Annotated in this window: 25 protein-coding genes; 14 read left to right on the top strand and 11 right to left on the bottom strand. The window is 59.1% G+C overall.

What is annotated here, in order from left to right; all coding sequences use genetic code 11:
* The first annotated feature begins 221 nt into the window (after positions 1–221).
* Positions 222–875: a YggS family pyridoxal phosphate-dependent enzyme gene (locus SJY10_RS02650; RefSeq protein ID WP_386679497.1), complete on the top strand. Its 654-nt coding sequence runs from the start codon at positions 222–224 to the stop codon at positions 873–875.
* Positions 872–1,519 carry a pseudouridine synthase gene (locus SJY10_RS02645; protein WP_386679496.1) on the top strand — a complete coding sequence of 216 codons (648 nt, stop codon included), beginning with the start codon at positions 872–874 and terminating at the stop codon, positions 1,517–1,519. Before SJY10_RS02650 ends, SJY10_RS02645 begins: the two co-directional genes overlap by 4 nt.
* 86 nt (positions 1,520–1,605) lie before the next feature.
* On the opposite strand, the gene SJY10_RS02640 is transcribed toward SJY10_RS02645, so the two are convergent.
* Positions 1,606–3,045, bottom strand: coding sequence for an aldehyde dehydrogenase family protein (locus tag SJY10_RS02640; RefSeq protein WP_386679495.1), 1,440 nt, complete (start codon positions 3,043–3,045; stop codon positions 1,606–1,608).
* Between the two features lie 118 nt (positions 3,046–3,163).
* Here SJY10_RS02640 and SJY10_RS02635 point away from each other — a divergent pair, with 118 nt between their 5' ends.
* Entirely contained in the window at positions 3,164–3,814 is a 651-nt protein-coding gene (locus SJY10_RS02635; RefSeq protein WP_386679494.1) for a peroxiredoxin, read from the top strand.
* A gap of 39 nt (positions 3,815–3,853) precedes the next feature.
* Here SJY10_RS02635 and SJY10_RS02630 read toward each other — a convergent pair whose 3' ends face one another.
* The 3 genes from SJY10_RS02630 to pncA all read right to left on the bottom strand — a co-directional run bounded on the left by SJY10_RS02630 (position 3,854) and on the right by pncA (position 5,775).
* Positions 3,854–4,387 (bottom strand): L,D-transpeptidase, encoded by a 534-nt coding sequence (locus SJY10_RS02630; RefSeq protein ID WP_386679493.1) that lies wholly within the window; start codon positions 4,385–4,387, stop codon positions 3,854–3,856.
* A 62-nt stretch (positions 4,388–4,449) separates the two neighbouring features.
* Positions 4,450–5,109, bottom strand: coding sequence for a L,D-transpeptidase (locus tag SJY10_RS02625; protein ID WP_386679492.1), 660 nt, complete (start codon positions 5,107–5,109; stop codon positions 4,450–4,452).
* A 60-nt stretch (positions 5,110–5,169) separates the two neighbouring features.
* Positions 5,170–5,775: a bifunctional nicotinamidase/pyrazinamidase gene (gene pncA, locus SJY10_RS02620; RefSeq protein WP_386684457.1), complete on the bottom strand. Its 606-nt coding sequence runs from the start codon at positions 5,773–5,775 to the stop codon at positions 5,170–5,172.
* 125 nt (positions 5,776–5,900) lie between these two features.
* Here pncA and SJY10_RS02615 point away from each other — a divergent pair, with 125 nt between their 5' ends.
* The 5 genes from SJY10_RS02615 to pncB all read left to right on the top strand — a co-directional run bounded on the left by SJY10_RS02615 (position 5,901) and on the right by pncB (position 11,024).
* Complete coding sequence (locus tag SJY10_RS02615; protein WP_386679491.1) at positions 5,901–7,127, top strand: Hsp70 family protein; 1,227 nt, start codon at positions 5,901–5,903, stop codon at positions 7,125–7,127.
* Positions 7,128–7,158: 31 nt separating this feature from the next.
* On the top strand, positions 7,159–8,064 hold the full coding sequence (locus SJY10_RS02610; protein ID WP_386679490.1) for a rhodanese-related sulfurtransferase: 906 nt from the start codon (positions 7,159–7,161) through the stop codon (positions 8,062–8,064).
* The gene (locus SJY10_RS02605; RefSeq protein WP_386679489.1) at positions 8,061–9,107 is read left to right on the top strand and encodes an AbrB family transcriptional regulator; all 1,047 of its coding nucleotides are present in this window, start codon (positions 8,061–8,063) and stop codon (positions 9,105–9,107) included. The genes SJY10_RS02610 and SJY10_RS02605 overlap by 4 nt, the downstream gene beginning before the upstream one ends.
* A gap of 105 nt (positions 9,108–9,212) precedes the next feature.
* Positions 9,213–9,665: a TerB family tellurite resistance protein gene (locus SJY10_RS02600; protein ID WP_386679488.1), complete on the top strand. Its 453-nt coding sequence runs from the start codon at positions 9,213–9,215 to the stop codon at positions 9,663–9,665.
* Positions 9,666–9,731: 66 nt separating this feature from the next.
* A complete protein-coding gene (gene pncB / locus SJY10_RS02595) occupies positions 9,732–11,024 on the top strand; it encodes a nicotinate phosphoribosyltransferase (protein WP_386679487.1) in 1,293 nt (430 codons plus the stop codon).
* A 96-nt stretch (positions 11,025–11,120) separates the two neighbouring features.
* On the opposite strand, the gene arfB is transcribed toward pncB, so the two are convergent.
* From arfB to SJY10_RS02570, 5 genes are all read right to left on the bottom strand, one after another.
* Entirely contained in the window at positions 11,121–11,549 is a 429-nt protein-coding gene (gene arfB / locus SJY10_RS02590; protein ID WP_386679486.1) for an alternative ribosome rescue aminoacyl-tRNA hydrolase ArfB, read from the bottom strand.
* Positions 11,550–11,926: 377 nt separating this feature from the next.
* The gene (locus SJY10_RS02585) at positions 11,927–12,553 is read right to left on the bottom strand and encodes a queuosine precursor transporter (RefSeq protein ID WP_386679485.1); all 627 of its coding nucleotides are present in this window, start codon (positions 12,551–12,553) and stop codon (positions 11,927–11,929) included.
* A gap of 87 nt (positions 12,554–12,640) precedes the next feature.
* Positions 12,641–13,513: an esterase-like activity of phytase family protein gene (locus tag SJY10_RS02580; protein ID WP_386679484.1), complete on the bottom strand. Its 873-nt coding sequence runs from the start codon at positions 13,511–13,513 to the stop codon at positions 12,641–12,643.
* Between the two features lie 2 nt (positions 13,514–13,515).
* Positions 13,516–14,436: a penicillin-insensitive murein endopeptidase gene (gene mepA, locus SJY10_RS02575; RefSeq protein WP_386679483.1), complete on the bottom strand. Its 921-nt coding sequence runs from the start codon at positions 14,434–14,436 to the stop codon at positions 13,516–13,518.
* Positions 14,433–15,800, bottom strand: a complete 1,368-nt coding sequence (locus SJY10_RS02570; RefSeq protein ID WP_386679482.1) for an MFS transporter — start codon at positions 15,798–15,800, stop codon at positions 14,433–14,435. Before SJY10_RS02570 ends, mepA begins: the two co-directional genes overlap by 4 nt.
* Positions 15,801–15,945: 145 nt before the next feature.
* Here SJY10_RS02570 and SJY10_RS02565 point away from each other — a divergent pair, with 145 nt between their 5' ends.
* Entirely contained in the window at positions 15,946–16,233 is a 288-nt protein-coding gene (locus SJY10_RS02565; protein ID WP_386679481.1) for a YggT family protein, read from the top strand.
* A 78-nt stretch (positions 16,234–16,311) separates the two neighbouring features.
* Here SJY10_RS02565 and SJY10_RS02560 read toward each other — a convergent pair whose 3' ends face one another.
* Complete coding sequence (locus SJY10_RS02560; protein ID WP_386679480.1) at positions 16,312–17,490, bottom strand: acetyl-CoA C-acyltransferase family protein; 1,179 nt, start codon at positions 17,488–17,490, stop codon at positions 16,312–16,314.
* A 143-nt stretch (positions 17,491–17,633) separates the two neighbouring features.
* Between SJY10_RS02560 and SJY10_RS02555 the strand changes: the two genes are divergently transcribed.
* From SJY10_RS02555 to selD, 5 genes are read left to right on the top strand one after another with little or no spacing between them, the layout of a single operon-like run.
* The gene (locus SJY10_RS02555) at positions 17,634–18,290 is read left to right on the top strand and encodes an ABC transporter ATP-binding protein (protein WP_386679479.1); all 657 of its coding nucleotides are present in this window, start codon (positions 17,634–17,636) and stop codon (positions 18,288–18,290) included.
* Positions 18,287–20,674: an FtsX-like permease family protein gene (locus tag SJY10_RS02550; protein WP_386679478.1), complete on the top strand. Its 2,388-nt coding sequence runs from the start codon at positions 18,287–18,289 to the stop codon at positions 20,672–20,674. The genes SJY10_RS02555 and SJY10_RS02550 overlap by 4 nt, the downstream gene beginning before the upstream one ends.
* The gene (locus SJY10_RS02545; protein ID WP_386679477.1) at positions 20,664–21,695 is read left to right on the top strand and encodes a lipocalin-like domain-containing protein; all 1,032 of its coding nucleotides are present in this window, start codon (positions 20,664–20,666) and stop codon (positions 21,693–21,695) included. Before SJY10_RS02550 ends, SJY10_RS02545 begins: the two co-directional genes overlap by 11 nt.
* Entirely contained in the window at positions 21,688–22,245 is a 558-nt protein-coding gene (locus SJY10_RS02540) for a pyridoxamine 5'-phosphate oxidase family protein (protein WP_386679476.1), read from the top strand. The genes SJY10_RS02545 and SJY10_RS02540 overlap by 8 nt, the downstream gene beginning before the upstream one ends.
* Positions 22,242–24,404, top strand: coding sequence for a selenide, water dikinase SelD (selD, locus tag SJY10_RS02535; RefSeq protein ID WP_386679475.1), 2,163 nt, complete (start codon positions 22,242–22,244; stop codon positions 24,402–24,404). The genes SJY10_RS02540 and selD overlap by 4 nt, the downstream gene beginning before the upstream one ends.
* Here the strand turns inward: selD and mnmH are convergent.
* Positions 24,401–25,453: a tRNA 2-selenouridine(34) synthase MnmH gene (mnmH, locus tag SJY10_RS02530; RefSeq protein WP_386679474.1), complete on the bottom strand. Its 1,053-nt coding sequence runs from the start codon at positions 25,451–25,453 to the stop codon at positions 24,401–24,403. The two genes, selD and mnmH, sit on opposite strands and share 4 nt — an antisense overlap.

Raw genomic sequence — 25,453 nt, 5'->3', positions numbered from 1 at the left:
CGTGTTTTGCATTCCAAGATATGCCAGTTGCTCCGGCATTGGGGCAGTAATTGCGCCTGAACGGCTGCTCACTCAAGAGAATTGGCTTTGGCAAGCCCCGGTCGCAAAAAAATGATGCATCAGAGACACACACGATTTCGGCAACAACTTGTCATGACTCGGGGCGTTTTTCGCCTTATGTCCCACCGGACAAGCGATCTGAAGGACTTGGGAAAACGGCGATGACACTTGATACAATCAAGGCCCGTGCAGCGCAGGCCGCGCGGCAAGCCGGGCGCAATCCGGGCGACGTGACGCTAATTGCGGTGTCAAAGGTTCAGCCGCTGGACCGAATCCGATCCGTTCTGACAGAAGGTCAGCGAATCTTTGGCGAAAACAAGGTGCAAGAGGCGCAGGGCAAATGGCCCGGCTTTCGCGAAACCTTTGGCGCAGTCGATTTGCATCTGATCGGACCCTTGCAAACCAACAAGGCACGAAGCGCGATGGAGCTCTTTAATACGATCCATACGGTGGATCGACCCAAACTCGTCAATACCCTGATCCGCCTAGCGCAGGATATAGGCAGCTGCCCGCAGCTGTTTATCCAGATCAACACAGGGGCAGAGCCGCAAAAGGCGGGCGTCTTACCGCAAGATGCCGATTCCCTGATCCGCGCTGCACAGGACGGCGATCTGCCGGTTGTTGGCCTGATGTGCATCCCGCCCGCCGATTTTGACCCGGCCCCGCACTTTGACATGCTGCGCCAAATTGCGCACCGCAATGGACTTAGTGGGCTGTCGATGGGCATGAGCGGCGATTTCGAAACAGCCATCGCGCATGGCGCAACGCATATCCGCGTCGGCTCTGCAATTTTTGGCGATCGGGTCCCGGCATGAGCGATGATTACAATCCTCCGGCTGAACCTCTTGTCGTTCTGCACGACGACCATCAAGTCGTTCTGGTCGACAAACCGGCAGGCTTGCTATCAGTACCGGGCAAAGGCGAGCATCTGGCGGACTGCCTGATCACACGGGTGCAGGCCGTTTTTCCGACGGCACTTCTGGTGCACAGGTTGGACCGCGACACATCCGGCGTCATGATCTTTGCGCTTACACCACATGCCCAGCGCCATTTGGGGCTGCAATTCGAAAAGCGGTATACGAAAAAAACCTACGTTGCCCGCGTTTGGGGCAATGTCGAAGAGGCGAAAGGCACGATCGATTTGCCGCTGATCGTCGACTGGCCAAATCGCCCGCTGCAAATGGTGGATCATGAAAATGGCCGCACCGCGGTGACGGATTGGCGCAGGTTAAAGCGGTCAGAAACGGAAACCCGCATGCGCCTGATGCCGCAAACTGGCAGATCGCATCAATTGCGCGTTCACATGCTGGCCTTGGGGCACCCGATTCTTGGCGATCCATTCTATGCGACAGGCGCAGCGCGCGATTTCCCACGCATGATGTTGCATTCCGAATCGCTGCAGTTCCGCCACCCGGACGGCGGCGCACCGACCAAAATCACCTGCAAAGCACCGTTTTGAAACGCGCTGCCGTCAGGATGACCATGTCTCGATGAAAGATTGGATGGGGTAAAACTTTTCGGATGAAAAGTTTTACCCCCGCAGGATCAGTCGTTGGACCAGCCGCTGATTGCTTTGCTTTCAAGGAACTCTTCGATGCCCCAGACGCCGCCCTCACGGGCGCGGCCGGACATTTTCATCCCGCCAAAAGGGCTGCCCGCCCCGCGGCTTTGACCATTCATTTCAACCATGCCTGATTTTAGCGCCAGCGCCATACGATTGCGCTTTGCGCCGTCTTGCGTTTGGACATAGTTCGTCAAGCCGTAAGGCGTATCATTGGCGATGCGTACGGCGTCAGCCTCATCCTCGAACGGAATGATCGACAGCACAGGGCCAAAGATTTCCTGCTGCGCAATCGCCATATCGTTGGTGACATCAGCAAAAACCGTGGGCCGTACATAGTAACCCCGGTTCACGCCCTCTGGCAGGCCTAGCCCGCCAGCAACAAGGCGCGCACCTTCGTTGATACCCGTTTCGATCATCTTCTGGATCTGCGTCCACTGGCTTTTGTTAACCACCGGACCAATGTGCCGCCCTTCCTGCGTTGTCGGACCGACTGCAATGGCAGAGGCAACCTCTGCCGCTTCGGTGACGACACGGTCATAGACAGAGCGTTCCACAAGCATCCGCGTTGGCGCGTTGCAGGATTGGCCGGTATTTTGCATGCAGTTCAGAACACCGCGTTTGACCGCCTTTTCGTCGGCATCTGCGAAAATTACATTGGCACCCTTCCCGCCGAGTTCCAACGTAACACGCTTCAGCGTGTCTGCCGCAGTCTTGGAAATCGCAATACCGGCACGGGTTGAACCCGTGAACGAGATCATTGCAACATCCGGATGCGCCGAGAGTTGAGAGCCGACCCCCAGACCATCGCCATTCACAAGGTTGAACACCCCAGCCGGCACACCCGCATCATGAACGAATTCGGCAAAAAGCAAGGACGACAACGGTGCTTCTTCGCTTGGCTTCATTACAATTGTGCAGCCGGCCAGCAAAGCTGGAATCACCTTGAGCGTGACTTGATTCATCGGCCAGTTCCACGGCGTGATCAGACCGACGACGCCGATCGGCTCCAGTGCGATCCGGTCATTGGGCGCGTGATCGCCAAGCGGCTTGATCCACTCAATCTGCTCCACAGCGGTCAGAAAGTTTTCCAGGTGCCATGGCAAACACGGCGCCTGGCTTTCGCGGGCGAGCTTGATCGGTGCGCCCATTTCTGCGCGGATCGCCTCTGCCATCTCGTCTTCGCGTTTGCGGTATTGTTCCAGTATCCCGGCGCAATATTCCGCCCGCTTCTGAGGTGCCAGTGCGGCCCACGCGGGAAAGGCGGCCTTTGCCGCTGCAACAGCGGCATTCGTATCCGCCTCCGCTCCAAGCGAAATAACGGCGACAGCCTCTTCTGTGGCAGGGTCAATCACTTGGCAGTCACGGGGTTGCGCCGGGGCGACCCAAGTGCCGTTGATATAAAAATCGCGTTTTTCGATCATGATACGGTCCTTGTGCGTATTTTGCCGCAGAGTGACAGCGCCGCGCTGCTTGCACAAGCAGTGGCATCGTCACGCCGAATGACTATGTAAGGGCTATCCATTGAAAAGGGAGCAACCCATGGCACTGCGCATCAACGACGAAGTCCCCAATCTGACGATCATGACCGACCACGGAGAGATCAAGCTACATGACTGGATCGGCGATTCCTGGGCGATCATTTTTTCGCACCCCAAGGATTTTACGCCTGTCTGCACGACTGAATTCGGTGCGGTGGCCCAGCTGGCCGACGAATGGGATAAGCGCGGGACCAAGGTGTTAGGCGTTTCCGTTGACGGTGTCGAAGAGCACAAAAAATGGAAGGTCGACATCGAAACCGCTGGCGGTGCCAAGCCCGGCTTTCCAATTGCGGCAGATCAGGATCTGGCGATTTCCAAAGCCTTCGACATGCTGCCGGCAGAGGCATACCTGCCTGATGGCCGCACCCCCAATGACACCGCGACGGTGCGCGCCGTGTTCATTATCGGCCCGGACAAGAAACTGAAATTGTCGATGGTCTATCCGATGAACGTTGGCCGTAACTTCGCAGAAGTATTGCGCGCGCTGGATGGCCTGCAGACTGCGGCTGGACGCGGCGTTGCGACACCTGCGAACTGGAATGTCGGCGATGACGTGGTAATCCCGACCGCTGTATCGGACGCCGACGCCAAGGAAAAGTTCGGTGATTTCAAAACGGTCCTGCCTTATCTGCGGATGACCAAGCTGAAGTAAGCAAATGGCCGGCCGGGGGGGATCTACCCGCCCCGGTCGCTATGTCGCCTGGACCACAGTACCGACGGATACCCGCGCATATAGGTCCAGCATATCGGCATTTGCCAGACGTACGCAGCCCGACGAAAACGCCTGCCCGATGCGATCCGGTTGCTGGGTGCCGTGGATGCGATACAGTGTATCACGTCCGTTCCGATGCAGATAAAGCGCCGCAGCCCCCAAGGGGTTATGTGGATGCCCGCCCGGCAAACCGCCGGCAAACGGGCCATAGACGGACGGTTCCATACGAATCATGTTGCGGGTCGGCACCCAGGACGGTTTGATCGCTTTGCGGGCAATGACGGCCGTGCCGTAGAACTGCCGCCCTTCTGCACCGACTGATACGCCATAACGCAGCGCCTGATGCCCGCCGAGCGTAAGATACAAAAAGCGCTGATCGGTATCGACGTGGATTTGACCGGCCGCCAAAGGCCTGGCCATCGTAACCAGATGTCGCTGCCAGATATTTGATGCAATGGCCGGGGTGGACAACATCGCAGCCCCCACCCCCGCTAAAAAATGTCGCCGCTTCATGCCCCATCCTTCACCTGTGGATTCGGGGACAATTTGCGTCAATCAGGTTAATGCAGCGTTGCCTAGAACAGGAAAACCTGTGTGCCGACCGGCACCAGATCGTACAGTTCCGAAACATGTTCATTGGTCAGCCGGACGCAACCGGACGAAAAGGCGGTGCCGATCGTTTCCGGCTGGGGCGTACCGTGGATGCGGTAATAGGTATCGACATTGCCATCATACAAATACAACGCGCGCGCGCCCAGTGCGTTCTGGGGGTGGCCGCCGGGCAAGCCTTTGCGAAACGGCCCGTAAATTTCTGGCTCCAGGCGCACCATCTCTGGTGTTGGGACCCAGCTTGGCCATTCACGCTTGCGCTTGATCGTTAAAACGCCGGTATAGTTGCGCCCCTCGGCCCCCAGCGCCACGCCATAGCGCCGCGCACGCCCGTTCCCAAGCGTCCAGTACAAAAAGAAATCCTCTTTCACGACATGGATTTGACCAGCAGGCAGATCAGGGCTGACATCGACCTCCTGCGGCAAGAACTGAGACGCGCGATTTGTCGGCTTGCCGAAAATCCGTGCAAGCGGGTTCGCGTTTACAGTGGTCCCTGCAACGCAAATAGCGGCGCTGGCCGCGAATGTACGACGATTGATCATCTGAAGTGCCTGACTGCTGCTGCCCGATTTTTCCGGGCCATTGCCGTCGCTGGTAGCAAAAGCGGACGATTCGGTCCCCCGCATTTTTCCGGTCCGCAAGATTCAGCCGAACAGTGGCACCTGCACGCCACAGGTACCGCCAAGCTATGTGGTCAGCGATACACCTGCCGCCCGCATACCGTTCAAGGCAGCCTCCAGTGACCCGCCCACGTCGATTGCGCGGGACAAAAGCGTACGTACCGATACATCAAACCCGAGCTTTGCCGCATCTACCGCTGAATAGTTAACGCAAAAATCAAGCGCGAGGCCAACCATCGTCAGCTTGGTGATGCCGCGAGTCCGCAAATACCCTTCCAGCCCAGTCGGGGTGGCATGATCGTTTTCAAAAAATGCTGAATAGCTATCAATCGCCGGATTGTACCCTTTGCGGATAATCAGATCGCCGTCCGTGCGCAGCCTTTCATGGAACGCAGCCCCGGTTGTGCCTTGAATACAGTGATCGGGCCAAAGAACTTGCGGCCCGTAGGGCATATCCACCACGTCCATTGGCACAGCATCAGGATGACTGCTGGCAAAGGATGAATGCCCTACGGGGTGCCAATCCTGCGTCAAGATCACGGTTTGGAAGTCCGCCATAAGCTCGTTGATACCGTCTACGATGTCATCGCCCCCCGCAACGGCAAGCGCGCCGCCGGGGCAGAAATCGTTCTGCATGTCGATCACGATCAAAGCATGGGTAAGGGGCTGCATCATGTTGCCTTTCAAACGGATGCCCATTGGGTAAAACCCCGCCTGCCTTAGGTCAATCGCCACGGAGGTTGATGCTGTCCGCGCTTTGAGCTAGCAGCAGCGTTTCGCACAGAAGGAAAGCAGCCATGGCCACGCTTGGGATCGATTTCGGCACATCGAACACGGCCGCCGCCGTCATGGCAGGGGAAAACGTATTTCGCATCCCGGTAGAGCCGGGCCGTGAAACTTTGCCGACCTCTTTGTTCTTTGACATGGATCGCAAACGCACGTTGATCGGCAGCGCCGCCAATACGGCCCTGATCGAGGGCCGCGAGGGGCGCTTTATGCGCGCCCTGAAGTCCGTGCTCGGCACGCCCTTGATGCGCGAGCCGCGGCAGATCGGCTATGAAAAGATGACGTTGCTTGACGCGGTCGCCCGCTTTGTGTCGACCGTGCGCACCCGCGCCTATGATGCGACGCGGCTGGATTTCGACACTGTGCTGTCGGGCCGCCCCGTGCATTTCCATCCGGACCCTGCCCGCCACGCGCAGGCGCAGGTTGATCTGGCCGAAGCCTATCGGATGGCAGGCTTCAAAACCGTCAAATTCTTGCCAGAGCCAGAGGCCGCAGCCTTGACCGCCGGGCCGTTGGGCGATGGCCAGCTTGGCCTGATTGTCGATATCGGCGGCGGCACCTCGGACTTTACGCTGTATCGCCAGAACACAGGGCATATTGACGTGCTGAATAGTCACGGCGTGCGGATCGGCGGCACCGACTTTGACCGTCTGCTGTCATTAGCGCATGTCATGCCGTTGCTGGGGCGCGGCGGTGATGTGCGCAATGCTTTCGGCAGCGGGACGACGACGGCACCGAACGCGATATTCAACGACCTTGCGACATGGGAAAAGATAGCGTTTCTGTACACCGCAGAAACGCGGCGTCTTGTGGCGGATCTGGTCAAAATGGGCGTCGATCAAACCGCCTTTGGCCGCTTGGAAGAAGTCATCGCGATGGAGCTAGGCCACGATGTCGCCTTTGCCGTCGAGGCGGGCAAGATCACAGCGAATGACCATCCTTTGGGCGTTATTGACCTGAAAACGCTGGAGAAGGGCCTGTCCGTTCCGCTGTCTGCGGACCAGTTGGGCGACACGCTGTCCGACCTGACCACCGCGATCAAAGAGGCCGCATGGGAAACGCTGGGCGATACTAGGCCGCGTGATGTCGCAGCCGTCGTCTTTGTCGGCGGATCCAGCCTGATGGGGACGGTGACGCGCGCGATGACTGAGCTGTTTCCACAGGCAAAGCAGATGCGCGCTCAGGCGTTCACGGCGGTGTCAGACGGTTTGGCCATGGCAGCCGCGCGCCTGACTTGAAGCCGGCGCGCGGCAGGCGTATGGCAAAGCCATGTTTACAGTTGCAGCGCTCTATCACTTTGCCCGTTTTCCGGACCCCGCATCCCTGCGGCAGCCCTTGCTTGACCTGTGCCAACAGCATGGCATCAGCGGCACGCTGCTGCTGGCTGGCGAAGGCGTCAACGGCACGATCGCCGGATCGCGCACCGGCATTGACGCCGTGCTTGCCCACCTGCGCGCCGTGCCCGGTTGCGCAGGTCTGGTCCACAAGGAAAGCACAGCAAGCGCGCAGCCCTTCAATCGCATGAAGGTGCGCCTGAAGCGCGAGATCGTGACGATGGGCCAGCCCGATGTCGATCCGCTGCAGGGCACGGGACACTACGTCGGCCCCGCCGACTGGAACGCGCTGATTACAGCGCCCGATGTTGCCGTGATCGATACCCGCAACGACTATGAAGTCGCGATCGGCACCTTTGACGGTGCCATTGATCCCCAAACCAAAAGCTTTGGCGAATTTCCCGCCTGGTGGGAGGCGAACAAAGATCGCTTTCACAACAAGCGCATTGCGATGTTCTGTACCGGCGGCATCCGCTGCGAGAAGTCCACGAATTACCTGCGGGGCCAAGGCGTGGAAGAGGTGTATCACCTGCAGGGCGGCATCCTGAAGTATCTGGAAGAAGTCCCGCAGGATGACAGCACGTGGCAGGGCGAATGCTTTGTGTTTGATGGCCGCGTCAGCGTCGGACACGGCCTGACCGAAGGCCCGCATATCCTCTGCCACGCATGCCGCCGCCCTTTGCTGCCCGAAGACCGCAATCATCCGCAATACGAAGACGGCGTTGCCTGCCACCATTGCGCCGACCAGACGTCAGAAGACGACAAGAACCGTTTTCGTGAACGTCAACGCCAGATGACTTTGGCAAAGGCGCGCGGTGAACGGCACATCGGCAGCTTGTGAGGGCACTTCGCCGCAATCACGATACCGGCCTTGCACTGACGATTGGTGTTCTTTCGGGGTTGCTGGGATACTTTACCGGTATGCCGCTGCCCTGGATGTTGGGGCCGATGATCGGCACCACGATTGCGGCAATGGCCCGCCTGCCTGTGCGCGGCCCGGGCAAGCTGCGCCCCTTCGTCATTCCGATTATTGGTGTGCTGCTTGGGTCTGGTATCACGGCTGATTTGTTCGGCCAATTGGGCAGCTGGGCCGCGACGTTGATCTTGTTGCCGCTGTTTTTGTGTGCGGCGGCGGGGGTATCCTATGCAGTTTACCGCAAACTCGGCGGCTATGATCCGGTCACAGCCTTTTATGCAGCCATGCCCGGCGGTCTGAACGAGATGCTGCTTCTGGGCGGCGCTGCAGGCGGAAATGAAAAGAAGATCGCGCTGGCCCATGCCGCCCGCGTATTTTTGGTGGTCGTGCTGGTTGTGGCCTATTTCGGTGTCGTTCTGGGGGTCCGGTCCGGTGCGGGCGGTCGCGGCTTTGTTCCCCTGTCTGCATTGACGTTTGTTGATTACGCGATCCTTGCCGCTTGCGCTGCGCTGGGCTCTGTCGGCGGCAAATGGCTAAATCTGCCTGCTGCGCCTGTCTTTGGCCCGATGATCCTGTCTGGAATCGTACATGTCGCAGGTCTGGTTCACACCGCGCCGCCGTCAGTCATCATAATCACAGCCCAAATCGTCATCGGTACAATCATTGGCGCACGTTTTGTCGGCTCTACCGTAAAAGAGATCCTGCGTGACCTGGGCATAGCAGCCGTGGCCACTGCCGGCATGCTGGCAATTGCCGTTCTTTTTGCAGAGGGTATTGCCTATGTTATCGGGATGCCGCTGTCGCAGGCGTTCCTTGCCTATTCACCCGGCGGTCTGACTGAAATGTCACTGCTGTCGCTGACACTGGGACAGGACTTTGCCTATGTTTCTGTCACACATATCATCCGGATTACGCTAATTATCGCGGTTGCTCCTACCGTCTTTCGCTGGGTACTGCGCCGCGGCTGACCCTGTTGCACCAATGACGCGCTGGCACCTTGGCCTTCACGATGCCTTTGCGCAACACCCGTAGCGGCGCTACCTACATATTACCAACCTACTGCGGGGCCTGCCATGCTTGAACGTCTAATGTCACTGTTTCACGCCGACAAACCGGCCACAACTTTGCCAGAACTTGACGCACGCCATGCGCTTGGTGCGCTATTGGTCCGCGCCGCAAAGGTCGACCGCGCCTATCTGTTCGAAGAAGTCGAGGAGATCGACCACGTCCTGTCGCATATGTATGCGCTAAATCCCGTCGAATCCGCAAAAATGCGCGCACGCTGCGAAAAGCTGGAAATCGCGATGCCGGACACCGAAACGCTGGCTCGCGTACTGCACGACGCCATCCCCATGCAGGAACGCGAAGCTGCCGTGCAATCACTTTGGTCGGTCGTGCTGGCTGACGGGCTGGAACGACCAGAAGAAGACGATCTGCTGCACCGGATCGAAGCAACGCTGGGCGTGCCCCCCGAACGTGCACTGGAACTGCACGACTCGGCGGTGGCAAAGGCGAAGCATTTGTAAACCTGCACAGCCCTTGCCAGATCCGTCCAGCCTTGGTCTAACCGCGTGAAACGCCCGGAGGACCCCATGGTCGACATCGCTACCCGTGTCTGGAACCACAAATGGAAGATCGATCCGATCGTCCGGTCCCTGATTGACACCGACTTTTACAAATTGCTGATGTGCCAATCGGTGTTTCGCAACAAACGGGATGTGCAGGTCAAGTTTTCCCTGATCAACCGCACGAAAACCATCCGGCTTGCCGATCTGGTGGACGAGGCAGAGCTGCGTGAGCAGCTTGATCACGTCCGGTCCCTGTCCCTGACGCGCGGCGAATCCACATGGATGCGCGGCAACACCTTTTACGGCAAACGCCAGATGTTCACGCCGGATTTCATGGATTGGTTCGAAAACCTGCGCCTGCCGCCATATCAACTGGAAAAGCGCGACGGCCAGTACGAGCTGACGTTTGAAGGCTCTTGGCCCGAGGTTATGCTGTGGGAAATTCCCGCGCTGGCGATCCTGATGGAACTGCGTTCTCGGGCTGTGCTGCGGGATATGGGGCGGTTTGAACTGCAGGTGCTGTATGCCCGCGCCATGACGAAAGTCTGGGAAAAGGTCGAACGCCTGCGCGGCGTTGACGGGCTGCGGATCGCCGACTTTGGCACGCGGCGCAGGCACAGCTTTTTGTGGCAGGACTGGTGCGTGCAAGCGCTGCAAGAGGGCCTGGGCGACGCCTTTACCGGTACATCCAACTGCCTGATCGCCAAGAACCGCGATATGGAAGCCATCGGCACCAACGCCCACGAATTGCCCATGGTCTATGCCGCGCTGGCAGACGGCGACGATGCCCTGCGCCAGTCGCCCTATGACGTGCTGGCCGACTGGCAGGCCGAACACGACGGCAACCTGCGCATCATTTTGCCCGACACCTTTGGCACGCCGGGCTTCCTTGACCGCGCGCCCGACTGGCTGGCCGGCTGGACCGGCATCCGCATCGACAGCGGCGACCCCGCACAGGGCGCGGAAGAGGCGATCGCCTGGTGGACATCCCGCGGCGAAGACCCGAGGGGCAAGCTGATCATCTTTTCCGACGGGCTGAACGTCGAGAAGATTCTGGAACTGCACGCCCAATTCCAAGGCCGCGTCCGCGTCAGCTTTGGCTGGGGCACGATGCTGACCAATGACTTTATCGGTCTGGTGCCAGACGACGCGCTGGCCCCGTTTTCGCTGGTCTGCAAGGCGGTCGAGGCCGACGGGCGGGCCACCGTCAAGCTGTCCGACAATCCGAACAAAGCGATGGGACCAGCGGAAGAGATCGCACGGTACAAGCGCGTGTTTGGGGTGGGGACGCAGGAACGGGTGGAGGTCGTGGTTTAGGTCGCCATTACATCAGACAAAGACGATGGTTTTTTCTAGCAACATCTTTCTCGTAGCGACGCAAAAGAGCAGTTGAGCTAATCGTACAACCAATGCCTACTCCCCCTCCACCGTCCCCCTCAGCGCCTTCACCTCACCCCTGACCTTCTTCGCCTTCAGGCGGCGCTTTACTGACCCATAGGTCGGCTTCGTCGCCACGCGGCGTTTGGGCTTCTCGGTCGCTTTGACGATCAGCTCGGCCAGCCGCTCTCTCGCAAGGTCGCGGTTGCGGGCTTGGGAACGGGTGTCTTGCACAAAGATTACCAGCGCGCCGTCCAGCGTCCAGCGGCGGCCTGCCAGCCGCTTTAGCCGCGCCTTTACCGGGTCGGGGATCGACGGCGAACGCTCCGCCTCAAACCGCAGTTCAACGGCGGTGGACACCTTATTCACGTTCTGCCCGCCAGGGCCGGACGCGCGGGTGAACTGCTCTGTCAGCTCCCACCCTTGCAGGGTGATCGTGTCGGTGATGCGTAAATCGTCTGCCATGGAAAACACCTAGGGGATTGGGCGGGATTTGCCAGCCCCCGCTGCGCCCCGCGCCGGCGCGGGGACATGTCTGGTTGCGCCAACCGCGATGCCCATAAGCGGCCGCGAACCGCGTGACATAAAAAAGGGCTACCCCGGCGATGGGATAGCCCTTTCCTGAATATCGGAGGTGGGTCGGTTAGGGACCGCAAGCGGGCCACCCACCTGAAGGGTTACAGACCTAAGGGCTGCCTTAGATCAGAACCCCCCAAGCTGTCCCGACACACTTCTCCAGAACTTCATGATGCACTGGATCACCTCCTTTCATAAGTTTCGCCTATGTCCGAAGGTGGCACACATATCGTGTATGTCAAATTAAAATACACCGCCTATCGCGGTTAAATGCGTGCCTGTGTGACCCGCCCAACAATCAGGCGAAATGGCACAAGGGCCAGCACCGCGACTAGGATTTTGACCGACCAGTCGGCCACGGCAAGCGACACCCACAACGGCACCAGCGGCCCGGCGTTCAGGAATGGCACCGCATCTTGCGCCCAGATGATCTGATCCGCAGCGCTTGCGCTGAAGCTGTTGAAGGTGGCCGCGAAAGCGATCGAAAAGAAGATGACCGTATCCACGACAGATGACACCAGCGTCGACCCCAATGGCGCTTTCCACCACACACCGCCGCGCAAGCGGTTGAATACAGTGATGTCCAGCAGCTGCGCGACACCAAAACCGGTGGCAGAGGCGATGGCAACACGAACAGGCACGGCGGGGCCGAATTCCAGCTGGATCTGGCTACCGATCACAGAACAAACGATGCCGACAACAAGGCCGACCAGGACAACACGGCGCGCAGCAGATACGCCATAGATACGGTTCATCAAATCCGTCACAAGAAACGCAAGCGGATAGGTGAACGCGCCCCAGGTCAGCAGGCCGTCAAGTATCAGGAATTGAACAAGGATGTTGGAGGCCACAACAATGGCGGCCATGGCGATAACGCCGGGAAGAATACGCATAAGATTTGATCCGTTTTGGCAAGGGTGCGGCACTTGGCCCCCGAAGCATTCAGGGACGGCGTGGCTTAACTGGCCTTGCCCAGCAGGTCAATCAGCGACGCGGTATTCCACGACTTCGGTCGTTTGAAAGAACTTGAAGTTGTCATCCGCAATCAGCGTCATCCGGATCGCACCCGCTGAATCGCGCCAGACCGAAATACCTTCAAGGTTGTCATGCACACCTGTGCGAGTTTCCAGCAAAGTTTCAGCCCCGCCACCCGCCATGTCAAACCGCCTGATCCGGCTGCGAAAGCCGATGCCGGTAAAGTCGCGTTCGAGTAAATAAAACAACCCGTCCGGGCCGATATCCGCACCAACAGGCAGGAATGGCCCCGTCCGCGAAATCTCGAACGCGGTGGTCCAGCGGTCGTCCTGATAGCGGTAGACCGGAAACGGCTGCAAAGCGCTGCCAGACCGCTCTGGCAAGGTATATAGTGCGCCATCGGCCGAGATCGCCAATGCTTCAAGCGAGGCGTTGGATTGCATGGCATCAAACGCGGCCATCCGGGGAATTCGCACGGCAGATCCCGTCACATCGGGATAGGCGGCAACACGGGCCAGTCCCTCGAACGAGACATAGACGGTGCCATCAGCGCCAAGGGCCAGGCCTTCGGAATCGCCATTGTGATGGGTCGTTTTGCTTCCGTCAGAGATATGCAGTGGGGTAACCAGATCCGGCGTCATTGCCGTTATGACGCCGCCTTTTCGTGTAACAGTGCCCTGCCACAGGGTGCTGCGGTCGCTCAGCGCGGTAAAGCGTGACCCGTCCGCGCTGATTTCAATCCCCGACATGCCGCCAAATGCAGGATCATCGTTCAACCAGATGAAGCGACCAACTTGGGTGACGCCGCTTGCCATCGTCTGGCCAAACGCCTGACTGCACCCTGCAAGCAGGGCGATGGCAATCAGCAAACGGCGCATAATCAGTTCGCGGCGACGGCGGCACACTGGGCCGGCAAGCTGGCCATTGTCAGTTCCCGCTTTGGCGCAGGTTTCGGCGCGTTGGGGTCTGCGGGTGGCGCAGGCTTGGGATTCACAATGTTGTCGACCCAGGCGGCGGCATCGGCGCAGCCATCACCGGGCGGCGGGGGATCCTGCGGCGCGCAGACACTGGAACCGGCCGGGCAGTTCAGACGCACATGAAAGTGGTAGTTATGACCATACCACGGGCGCACCTTGTTCAGCCAGCTGCGGTCACCTGTTGCGTTTTTACACATCTCGACCTTGGCACCCGGAAAAATGAAAATCCGGGCCACACGCGGGTCAGAGGCCGCAGCGCGCACAATCGCCTCGTGCGCGGGGGTCCAGCTGCTGTTGACGTAGGCACCGCCGTTGCGATCCATCCGGTCGGAGGAGATATTTTCGCGATCTGTCCGGGACAAGGACAGGTTGTTGGCGGGCTTCAACCAGATATCCGCGTCAAGGCCGATTTGGTGGCTGGCGTGACCGCTTAGCATCGGACCACCGCGTGGCTGGCTCATGTCGCCCAGGTAAAGGCCATTCCAACCAGGCTGCTGCGCGGCAAAGCGGGACAGGTCCTGTACAAAGTCAACAAGCTCTGGTTGGCCCCAATTGCGATTGCGCGACAAACGCATCGCCTGCCAGGTTGCCCCTGTTTCAGCCAGTTCCGCAGCGCCGGCCTGACATCCTTTTGAATAGAATCCGACAGGTGCAGAAGGCTGATTGGATGCCGTTGGCAAACGGCCGAACACTTGTTTGGCGATCCGTGTGTCATTCGTATTCTGTGTCGAAATCGCCGGCTGCACCGTCGTTGCGACCTTTGCTTCTTGCTGACAGGCCGCAAGGCCCGCGATCAGTGCGATTGTTGCTGTAATGCGGATCATGCTGCCCGGTCCCCGTCTTTGTTGACCCACCTTAGCAGGAACAGCCCTAGGAGGAACAGAAAGATGACGGGCAGAAAGCCAAGTTGTACGTTTCCTGTCATAATTGTGAACAGGGCAATACTTGCAGGGGCTAGAAATGCGGTTGCCTTTCCAGTCAGGGCGAACAGGCCAAATGCCTCTGCCGGGCGATCCGCCTGAGTATGCCGGACCATCATTGTGCGACTGGCCGCATAGATTGCGCCGCCTGCCCCGCCGATGACCATGCCGCATCCATAGAACACCAGATCCGGAATGCGCGATCCCGCAGCAAGCGGAATGCCAAACAGCTGGTCGCGGGACATGCCGACGATCAGGCACCCGACGACGATCAGGAACCAGATACATGCCCGAATAACCGGCTTTGGTCCGAACCTGTGATCCGCAAGCCCGCCGAGCCATGTGAAAATAGCCGCGGCAATCGCGGCCAGAATACCGAAGATACCGATCTTTACGACGCTCCACCCCAAAACAAGCTGGGCATAGACACCGCCAAAGGCGTAGAGCGCATTCAAAGCATCGCGATAGAACATCGACGACAGTAGAAAGTACTTGAGGCTGCGCCGGTGCAGGACGTTGCGCAGCGTCGCCATCAGATCGGCCCAGACGGCGCGCAGCGACGTGCGCCTTGTGCGCAGCACGGGGGTGTCGCGCACATAGGCGAAAAACGGGATCATAAAGATGATATACCATAGTGCTATGAACGGGCCGACGCTGCGCGTGCCTTCCATCTGTGCGGGATCAAGACCGAACAGCGGCGGATTGCCAAGCAAGGTCAGGCCGGTATCGCCGCTTTCGACGAACAGCAGCAGCAAGATAAAAAGAGACGTGACCCCGCCCCAATACCCAAAAGCCGCACCGGACCCAGAAATGCGGCCGATTTCCCTGTCAGTGCCAAGACTTGGCAGAATTGCATTCACAAAATTAAGCGCAGATTCGCTGGCAAAGAATGCAACATAAAACAACAGCAGGATCACATACAGACCCGCGCCATCCGGTGTCAGCCCCCACAGCGACCAGGAGGCCAGGATGAAAACGATGGAAAAACCTGCAATCCATGGGATCTTGCGACCTGAATTATCTGCATAGGCCCCGAGAAAAGGGGCAGAAATCGCAATAAGCAGGCCTGCAACGGTTTGCCCGATCGACCAGATTGATTGCGCCTGCGCTTTTGCTGCATCTTCCAGCAAACCATCGCTGACAAAGGCTTGGGTAGCGACCAGGGCGAAATAGGGGCCGAAGACAAATGTAAGTCCCAGCGTGTAAAATGGCTGCGACGCCCAATCAAAGGCCATCCAGCCCCAGATCCGCTTTTTCGATACCGCCATTGCAGGCCCCCTGTTTTCGGCGACTAGACACCGGGATACCGCAGGCTGGCAAGCGGTTGATGAAAAGCGACACTCAGGAAAGGGGTTGTTTGAACCGCTTTGACCGCTTACCTGCGACACAACTTAAAATAAGGAAGTGCTGCCGATGACATCCCTGTTTCAGATCCTGCTACTGCTGCTTGGTGTCGCGCGGTTCTTTATCTTTGCCCACTTCATCATGAGCTGGCTCATTAGCTTTGATGTCCTGAATGTTCGCCAACCCCTGGTTGGCCAAATCTGGTACACATTACAGCGCATTCTGGAACCTATTTATGGCCCGCTGCGCCGTGTACTGCCAAACCTTGGCGGGATTGATCTGTCCCCGATCGTCGCATTGATCGGAATTGAAATTATCCGGATCTTGCTGATCAACAACGCTGCGCTGTTTTATTGACGGCCTAGGGGAAACGTTCGCCGCGACACGTTTCCCCCTTGCCCCGATTTTTGGATGAAAAATCGGTGTCGCCGCGCGTCAGCTCAGGCGTTCAATCGCTAAGGCGATGCCCTGACCGCCGCCAATACACATTGTGATCAAGGCGCGCTTACCGCCGATCCGGTCCAGCTCGTACATCGCTTTCACGGTAATGATCGCGCCTGTCGCGCCCACCGGATGCCCCAAAGCAACGGCGCCGCCATTCGGGTTCACCTTTGCAGGGTCAAAACCCAATTCCTTGCTGACAGCCAACGCCTGCGCGGCAAAGGCTTCATTGCTTTCGATGACATCAAAATCGTCCGCCTTCAGCCCCGTGCGTTCCAGTAGCTTTCGCACAGCGGGCACGGGACCAATGCCCATCACCTCCGGCCGGACGCCGGCATGGGCATAGCCCAGCACGCGGAAACGCGGCGTCAGGCCAGCCTTCTCCGCTGCATCCATAGTAGCCAGCGTAATTGCAGCAGCCCCGTCATTCAGCCCAGATGCGTTACCTGCGGTCACGCTGCCATCTTTTCGAAATGCGGGGCGCAGCCCGGCAAGCGCCTCTGCGGTTGTCGCCTTGGGATGTTCGTCGACCTTGAATTCAAAGGTTTCACGGCGGGTTTTCAGCATGACCGGCACAATCTGGCTATCGAACCTGCCTTCTGTCATGGCCTTGGCAGCGCGGGTCTGACTTTCCAATGCAAAGGCATCCTGCGCCTCGCGGCTAATATCATGCTCTGCGCTGACGTTTTCCGCAGTGATGCCCATATGGCCGGTGCCAAACGGGCAGTTCAGCGCGCCCAGCATCATGTCGCGGGTCTGGATGTCGCCCATTTTAGCGCCCCAGCGCTGGTCACTGACGATGAACGGGGACCGCGACATGTTTTCGGCACCCCCGGCCAGACCGAAATCCGCATCGCCAAGCTGCAAGGCCTGCACGACCGAAATGATAGCCTGCACGCCGGACCCGCACAAACGGTTCACGTTCATCGCCGCCGTCGTATCTGGCACACCCGCATCCATCGCCGCAACACGCGAAAGATACATATCCCGCGGTTCTGTGTTAATGACGTGGCCAAAGGCAACCTGCCCGATCTGCGCAGGATCAACGCCTGCACGGGCCATTGCCGCCTCGGCCACTGTCGCGCCCAAGGTGATTGGGGGCGTCCCTGCCAGCGCCCCTCCAAATGATCCGATCGCGGTGCGTGCGCCGCCCAAGATGACGATGTCAGACATGGTAACTCCTTCCGGTTTACCGCAGGATGACAAGCAAGGGCGGCCGATGCCAGCAAAACGTGTCGTCATCTGCGGCAAAGGGACCACCTGCACTGTTCATGCCCCATTCCCGCCATAGGTATGATTCAACGAAAGAGGGCCCGATGCTGCTGACCGTGACTGACCTGCGCAAAACCTATGCTACGGCGGATGGTCCGTTTGACGTGCTGCGCGGTATCGATATGGCCCTGGACCGGGGCGAGACGCTGGCTCTTACCGGGGAAAGCGGGTCTGGCAAAAGCACTTTGCTACACCTGATCGGCGGGCTGGATACGCCAGACGGCGGCCAGATCCTGCTTGGCGACGAGGATCTGACAGCGATGGATGACGTTGGCCGTGCGCGCGTCAGGCGCAATAGCGTTGGCGTCGTTTTCCAACAGTTCAACCTAATCCCTAGCCTGCGCATTGCTGACAACATTGCCTTTCAGGCACGACTTGCCGGACGGCACGACCCTGACTGGTGCGCCACACTGGCAGAGCGCATGGGACTGACACCGCAGCTGCGAAAATACCCCGAACAGCTTTCCGGCGGGCAGCAGCAGCGCGTCGCCATCGCCCGCACACTCGCGCCGCGCCCCAAACTGGTGCTAGCTGACGAACCGACCGGCAATCTGGACGAGGCGACAGCGGCGCAGGTTCTAACCTTGATGCTGGAACTTGTGGCAGATACCGGTGCAGGTCTGTTGATGGTTACACATTCGGAACGGCTGGCCGGACAGATGATGCGACGATTGCATTTGGCGCGAGGCCGGATCGCATGACGCGTGCTGTCTTTGCCGCGCTGCTGTCGCATTGGAAGCGCAATCCGCTTCAACTTTTTACATTGCTCGCTGGGCTTGCGCTGGCAACGGCGCTTTGGTCTGGCGTGCAAGCGATCAATTCGGAAGCAAAGGCCAGCTACGATGCCGCGGCAGCGACGTTGGGCGAAGGCACATTTGATCAGCTATTGCGCCGTGATGGCCAGCCGATTTCGCAAGACACCTACGTCGCTCTACGACGCGCAGGCTGGTTGGTATCGCCAGTAATTGAAGGGCGGCTGGATGGCGTTCGCATCGTCGGTCTGGATCCCTTGACAACATTCGGGGGTTTGGGTCCGGTGCAGCTGGCCGAGGGCGCAGATATCGCAGCATTCCTAACCGCCCCCGGACAGGCATTCGGGCAACAAGATGCGCTAGAAGCGCTGCCTGGGGATATTGCAAAAGTAGTCTCCTCCGATGTCGCACCAGGGACAGTTGCTATGGACATCGGCGCGGCCCAGCGGATGCTGGGCCGTTCGGGCCAGATTGACCGGTTAATCGTCGGACCAATGCAGCCTATCGGACAAAAACCGCTGGATGCCATTGCACCTGACTTGTCACGACAAGTCGCTCAATCAGGCTCTGATATTGGGCGTTTGACGGATAGTTTCCACCTAAATCTGACTGCTTTTGGCCTGCTGTCCTTTGCTGTCGGCATCTTTATCGTCAACGGTGCCATTGGCCTTGCATTCGAACAGCGACGGCCCGTGATGCGGACGCTTCGGGCGCTTGGCGTACCACTGCGACAGTTACTGGCTTTGATGGCCGCAGAACTGGCCATCATGGCTTTGCTTGCAGGCGGCATCGGTGTGGCGCTTGGCTATGTCGTCGCGTCGCTTTTGCTACCTGATGTGGCCGCAACGTTGCAGGGTCTATACGGCGCAACCGTCGCCGGCACGCTGCAGCTGCGTCCGTCGTGGTGGCTGTCAGGTATCGGCATCGCGCTGGGCGGCACAGCCATGGCAGCGGCAGCCGCATTCTGGCGGCTTGCGCAGCTGCCTTTGCTGGCCGGTGGATCGCCCCGCGCGCTTAGCATGGCTGCCAGACGATCAGCCCGGATACAGGGTTGGGCTGCACTGACGCTTTTGGCTTTGGCAGCAATTCTGGGACTAACAGCGCAGGGGCTTATCGCGGGATTTGCCTTATTAGGGACTATGTTGATCGGTGCGGCATTGGCACTGCCCCTTGTCCTAGACCGCGCTCTATCGTTTGCTGATCGCATGGCGAACGGCGTGCGGGCGCAATGGTTCTGGGCTGACACGCGGCAGCAGTTGCCCGGACTGTCGCTGGCGCTTGCTGCCCTGTTGCTGGCCATGGCCGCAAATGTCGGCGTGTCCACGATGGTTAGCAGCTTCCGTTTGACCTTTACCGGCTTTCTGGATCAGCGCTTGGCATCAGAGCTGTACGTCACCGCCGAAAGCCCAGCGCAGGCGGACCAAATCATTGCCTATGTCACACCGCGTACGCGTGCCGTTTTGCCAATCGCATCGGCCCCCGTGCAAATCGCGGGCCTTCCGGCCGAGGTGTTCGGTGCACGCAACGATGCGACCTATCGTGACAACTGGCGTTTCCTTGAGGCAGCACAGGGGGCGTGGGATGGCGTGTTCGCCGGGGCCGGCCTGCTTATCAATGAACAGCTGGCACGGCGGTCCGGCCTATCCATTGGCGATCCGGTTTCCCTGGCCGGTCAGGATTTCCGGATCGCTGGTATCTACGGCGACTACGGTAACCCCATTGGCCAAGCCATCATTTCAGAACCTGCATTTACCGCGCTTTTCCCTGAGATAGAGCCGCTTCAGTTCGGTTTGCGCCTGCCCGCAGGTGATGTTGCGACGCTTGTTGCGGATCTGGAACGTAACCTTAATCTTCCTCCCGCCGCCATGATTGATCAAGCAGGGATAAAGCAACTCTCGCTCGATATTTTTGACCGCACTTTTACGGTGACGACGGCCCTGAATGTTCTGACGCTTGCTGTGGCAGGGTTTGCAATTTTGATGAGCCTTCTGACGCTTGCAGCCCTGCGCGTGCCGCAATTGGCACCGGCATGGGCAATGGGATTCACTAGGCGTGAATTAGGCCGGTTAGAGTTAGTTCGCGCGGTATTGCTTGCCGCACTTACGGCGCTCATCGCTTTGCCGCTGGGCCTTGCGCTGGCTTGGGCGCTATTGGCGATCGTCAATGTTGCGGCCTTTGGTTGGCGGCTACCGATGTACGTCTTCCCGCTTGATTACCTTAAGCTGGGTGGCTTTGCGCTGATCGCTGCCATTCTGGCGGCATTTTGGCCCGCATGGCGACTATCCCGCACACCGCCAAGCGATCTGCTAAAGGTGTTTTCGAATGAACGTTAAAGCTCTATTGCTATGCTTTGCGCCTGTTTTGGCACAAGCGCAGGGATTTGCCGGACTAGGCAGCGATGCGGGCGGGTTTGCAATCCCGCAACCTGAGACGCAGTTCAGCTTTCCCGCTGACCACGGCGCGCACCCGGATTTTCGCATCGAATGGTGGTATTTGACCGCCAACCTCCAGGATGTGGATGGCAACGAGTATGGCCTGCAGTGGACCTTGTTCCGCTCTGCGCTAAAGCCACAAAGCCGGGACAGCTGGGATGATCCACAGCTTTGGATGGGCCATGCAGCCATCACCACGCCGGATGACCATTTCGTCACAGAACGCCTTGCGCGGGGCGGAATCGGGCAGGCCGGAGTGGTGGCCGACCCATTTACGGCTTGGATCGATGACTGGCGGTTTTACGGGATTGAGGACGGCAAACTTTCTGCGACAGGACCGGATTTCAGTTATGATATGGACCTTGAGGCCAAGGGTCCCTTGGTTGCGCAGGGTGCCGATGGATATTCAGTCAAATCCGCCAGCGGTCAGGCAAGCTACTATTACTCTCAGCCATTCTACGACATTGCAGGCACACTTGTCCTTCCTACTGGAAAGGTCTCTGTAACCGGGACCGCTTGGCTTGATCGCGAATGGTCAAGCCAACCGTTGTCAAACGATCAGACGGGGTGGGATTGGTTTTCGCTTTCCTTCGATGATGGCGCGCGGATGATGGGGTTCAGACTGCGCCAAACGGATGGGTCCTATTATACCTCCGCCACCTGGATTACCCCCGATGGCACACCAACGCCCTATGGCAACGGCGCATTGACCGCGACGCCGGTTGCGGAGTCACAGGTCAAAGGGCGGTCCGTACCAACGCAGTGGCGCCTTGAATTGCCTGCGCAGGGTGTTGACGTTACCGTGGAAGCGTTGAACACACAGGCTTGGATGACGACAACTGTCCCCTATTGGGAAGGACCCGTCAGCATCAAAGGTACGCAGTCCGGCACCGGCTATCTGGAGATGACAGGTTATGAGTGAGTGGTTCGAAACCCTGCCGGGGCTTTACGGTGAAGTCTGGAAGCAATTGGCGCAGGGTGCTGCCCGCAAGAATGTTGCAGCGCAGCAGCCAACACTTTCCACCATCAGCCCTGACGGCTGGCCTGAATCGCGCACTGTGGTGCTGCGCAGCGCAGACCGAAGCAAGTCGCGCCTTGATGCCTTCACCGATGTAAGGTCAGACAAGATGGCAAGCCTCGCAAGCCATCCCCGCGCCGCATTGCATTTCTGGGACGCCGAACGCGCCTTGCAAGTTCGTATTCAGGCAACGGTTGCGGTCTGCACAGGTACCTCTGTTGCGAACGACTGGCATGCCCTGCCGGATGCGGCCCGCTTGTCCTATGGCATTGCTCCGCCCCCGGGACAGGCCCTTTCTGATGCACTGGACTATGTCAAAACCCCGGATCAGAGCCGCTTTTGCATGCTGCAACTGACTGTCGTGCACATCGATGCCGTGCATCTGGGCAAGGACCATCGGCGTGCAATCTTTACGGCCGCCAACGGCTGGTCAGGTATGTGGGTATCACCATGAACCGCGATTTTCCTTTGGTAAAAGACCTCGTGCTTATTGGCGGGGGGCACACACACGCGCTAGTTCTGCGCAAATGGGGGATGAAGGCGCTGGCCGGCGTCCGCGTTACGGTCATCAATCCCGGCCCGACCGCCCCCTATTCCGGCATGCTGCCCGGTTTTGTCGCAGGCCACTATAGCAGGGAAGAGCTGGATATCGATTTGGTAAAACTTGCGCGGTTTTCCGGCGCGCGGCTGGTGAATGGTGCGGTCAACGCCATCGATACAACGCAAAGGACAATCACTGTACCCGGACGCCCCCCCATCGCCTATGATATCGTCAGCGTTGATGTCGGGATCACATCGGTCATGCCGGACCTGCCTGGGTTCAGCGATTACGGAATCCCGGCGAAGCCGCTTGGCGCTTTTGCCAGCCGCTGGGATACCTTTCGCACCACTACGACGCAGCCACGCATCGCGATCATAGGTGGCGGTGTCGCCGGGGCAGAGCTGGCAATGGCGATGGTACATAGTTTGCGCGCGAATGGATCAGCGCCTGTCGCCCATCTGATAGATCGCGGTAAAATCGTCGATACGCTGGGGGAAACGGCGCGGCGCAAGGTGCTGGCCGCCCTTGCCGATCTTGGCGTGACGCTGATCGAGGATGCGCGCGTTTCCCGCGTCACGGCGACAGCTGTCATCTTGCATGACGGGACAGAGATTGCCTCGGATTTCACGACCGGTGCTGCTGGCGCAAAGCCGCATGACTGGCAAAAAGACATCGGGATCAGCCTGCATGACGGGTTCATCAACGTGAACGAAATGCTGCAGTCGTCCGATCCATCGCTCTTTGCCGTGGGCGACTGTGCCCACCTTGCCGATGCACCCCGCCCGAAGGCAGGCGTTTACGCCGTGCGGCAGGCACCGGTCCTGTTCGATAACTTGCGCGCCGCACTGTCGGGGGGCGATTTGCGCCCGTATCATCCACAGAAGGATTACCTCAAACTTATCTCGCTTGGTGAAAAGTCCGCTTTGGCGGAACGTATGGGCACTGCCTTTTCCGGCCCGTTGCTGTGGCGTTGGAAGGACCGCATTGACCGAACATTCATGCGCCAGTTTGAAGATCTGGTACCGATGGGCTTGCCCCCCCTGCCCCTGACCCGTGCCCTAGGACTGAAAGAGGCATTGGGCGATAAGCCGATGTGTGGGGGCTGCGGGGCAAAGGTTGGCCGGGGTGCGCTGCGCAGCGCCTTGCAGTCCTTGCCACCGCCGCAGCGTGATGACGTACAAATTGTGGCTGGCGATGATGCCGGTTTACTGACCGTGGGCGGCATGCAGCAGGTCATCAGCACCGACCACCTGCGCGCTTTCATTGATGACCCGGTTGCGATGACCCGTATCGCTGTCAACCACGCGCTGGGCGACATATGGGCAATGGGGGCCGCGCCGCAGGCCGCAACAGTAAATTTAATCCTGCCCAAACTGTCGGCCGACCTGCAGGCCCGGACCTTGTCGGAAATCATGCAGACCGCGAACGAGGCGCTGACGGTTGCCGGGGCCGCCATCGTCGGGGGGCATACATCGCTAGGGGCAGAACTGACCATCGGATTGACTGTTACAGGGATTTGCGCACGCCCCCCAATCACGTTGCGCGGGGCCCAGCCTGGCGATGCCTTGATCCTGACAAAACCTATCGGGAGCGGCGTGATCATGGCGGCGGAAATGGCGGGTGCCGCGTCGGGCGATATCGTCGCAGGCGCACTTGATCTAATGTGCCAGTCCCAAGCAGTGGCAAGCGATATTCTTGCGCAAGCTCACGCCATGACTGACGTAACCGGCTTTGGTCTGGCTGGACATTTGTCAGGAATCGGGGACGCGTCAGGTACGGGTGCGATGCTGGACTTGGCAAATATACCGATCATGGCAGGGGCTTTGGCTTTGGCCAAGGCAGGGCAGCATTCGACCCTGTTTCGGGACAATATCGCGGGTTCCGGCCCCGTGACCGGCCCCGCCGGACCTATTTCAGATCTGATCTACGATCCGCAGACTGCCGGCGGCTTGCTGGCGGCAGTTCATCCGGATCAGGCGGCAGACCTGCTGCAAAAGCTGAAAAGCGCAGGATACAACGGCGCGTCGATTATCGGTTATGTCACCGATCTACCGGGCATTACACTGCCCTAAAGCGTGTTGATCAGGCGGGCCAGATCGTCAGCAGCCCGGGCCCGGCCCGCGGCATCCAAGGTTTCGGCATGAACTTCGCCCAGCCAGGTGCGGTCATTGACCTTGCGTGACCTATCGTAGGCTGCATCATAGTGTTCAGCCATAAGGCCAGTCGCAAGCGCCGTAAAATCGCCTGCCTGCAATAAGGTTTCCCAGCCGTCGACAACCGCATGCCCGCGCAAGTTGCGCAGCGGTTGCAGCCGTTTACGCAGCACCGCGGGGTTGGCGATGATATCGGCATAAGCCTCGCGCAGGAACGCGGCGCGTGCCGCCAAAGGGGCTTTGACCTCAATTCGCGGGGCTGCGGACATGCTGGCCCAGATCTGTTTGGGCAGCACAATCTGACCGACCTTGCTGCTTTCCGCTTCGACCACGGTCACTTTGGTTGGGTCCAGCCCTGCAAGTGCCTGTGCCAGTTGCGATTCAAAGCCTTTTTGCGCCGGTTGCCCGTCAGCCAAGCCGCCTAAAAGCGAACCGCGATGCGCGGCCAGCCCTTCTAGGTCGATAACCTGCACGCCACGCTCTGCCAGCAGATGCAGCAAAGCTGTTTTTGCCGTTCCGGTGTAGCCATCAAGCAGCACCAAACGGTGCGGCACGGGGTCGATATACATCGCGTCATGAACCAGCCTGCGATAGGTCTGATAGCCCCCCTTAATCGTATCCGCGCGCCAGCCGATCTGCTGCAGGATCGACGCAAAAGAGCCAGACCGCTGCCCGCCGCGCCAGCAATAGACCAGGGGCCGCCAAGCCCCATCATATTCCGCAAGCGGGCCTTCGACGTGGCCCGCGACATTGCGAGCGACAAGCGCCGCGCCGACTTTTCGCGCATCGAATGCGCTGACCTGCTTGTAAATGGTGCCGACCTCTGCCCGCTGATCATTCGACAGTGCAGGCAGGTTGATCGCCCCCGGAATATGATCCTCGGCAAATTCGGCCGGACTGCGCACGTCGATGACCGTATCAAAGCCATGCGCCATCAAACTGGCCAAGGTATCAAAAGTTTGCGGCAT

It is taken from the genome of Loktanella sp. R86503, assembly GCF_042466455.1.
GTDB lineage: Bacteria > Pseudomonadota > Alphaproteobacteria > Rhodobacterales > Rhodobacteraceae > Loktanella.
The sequence above is the reverse complement of the archived record's forward strand: the minus strand, read 5'-3'. Positions and strand labels throughout refer to the sequence as shown.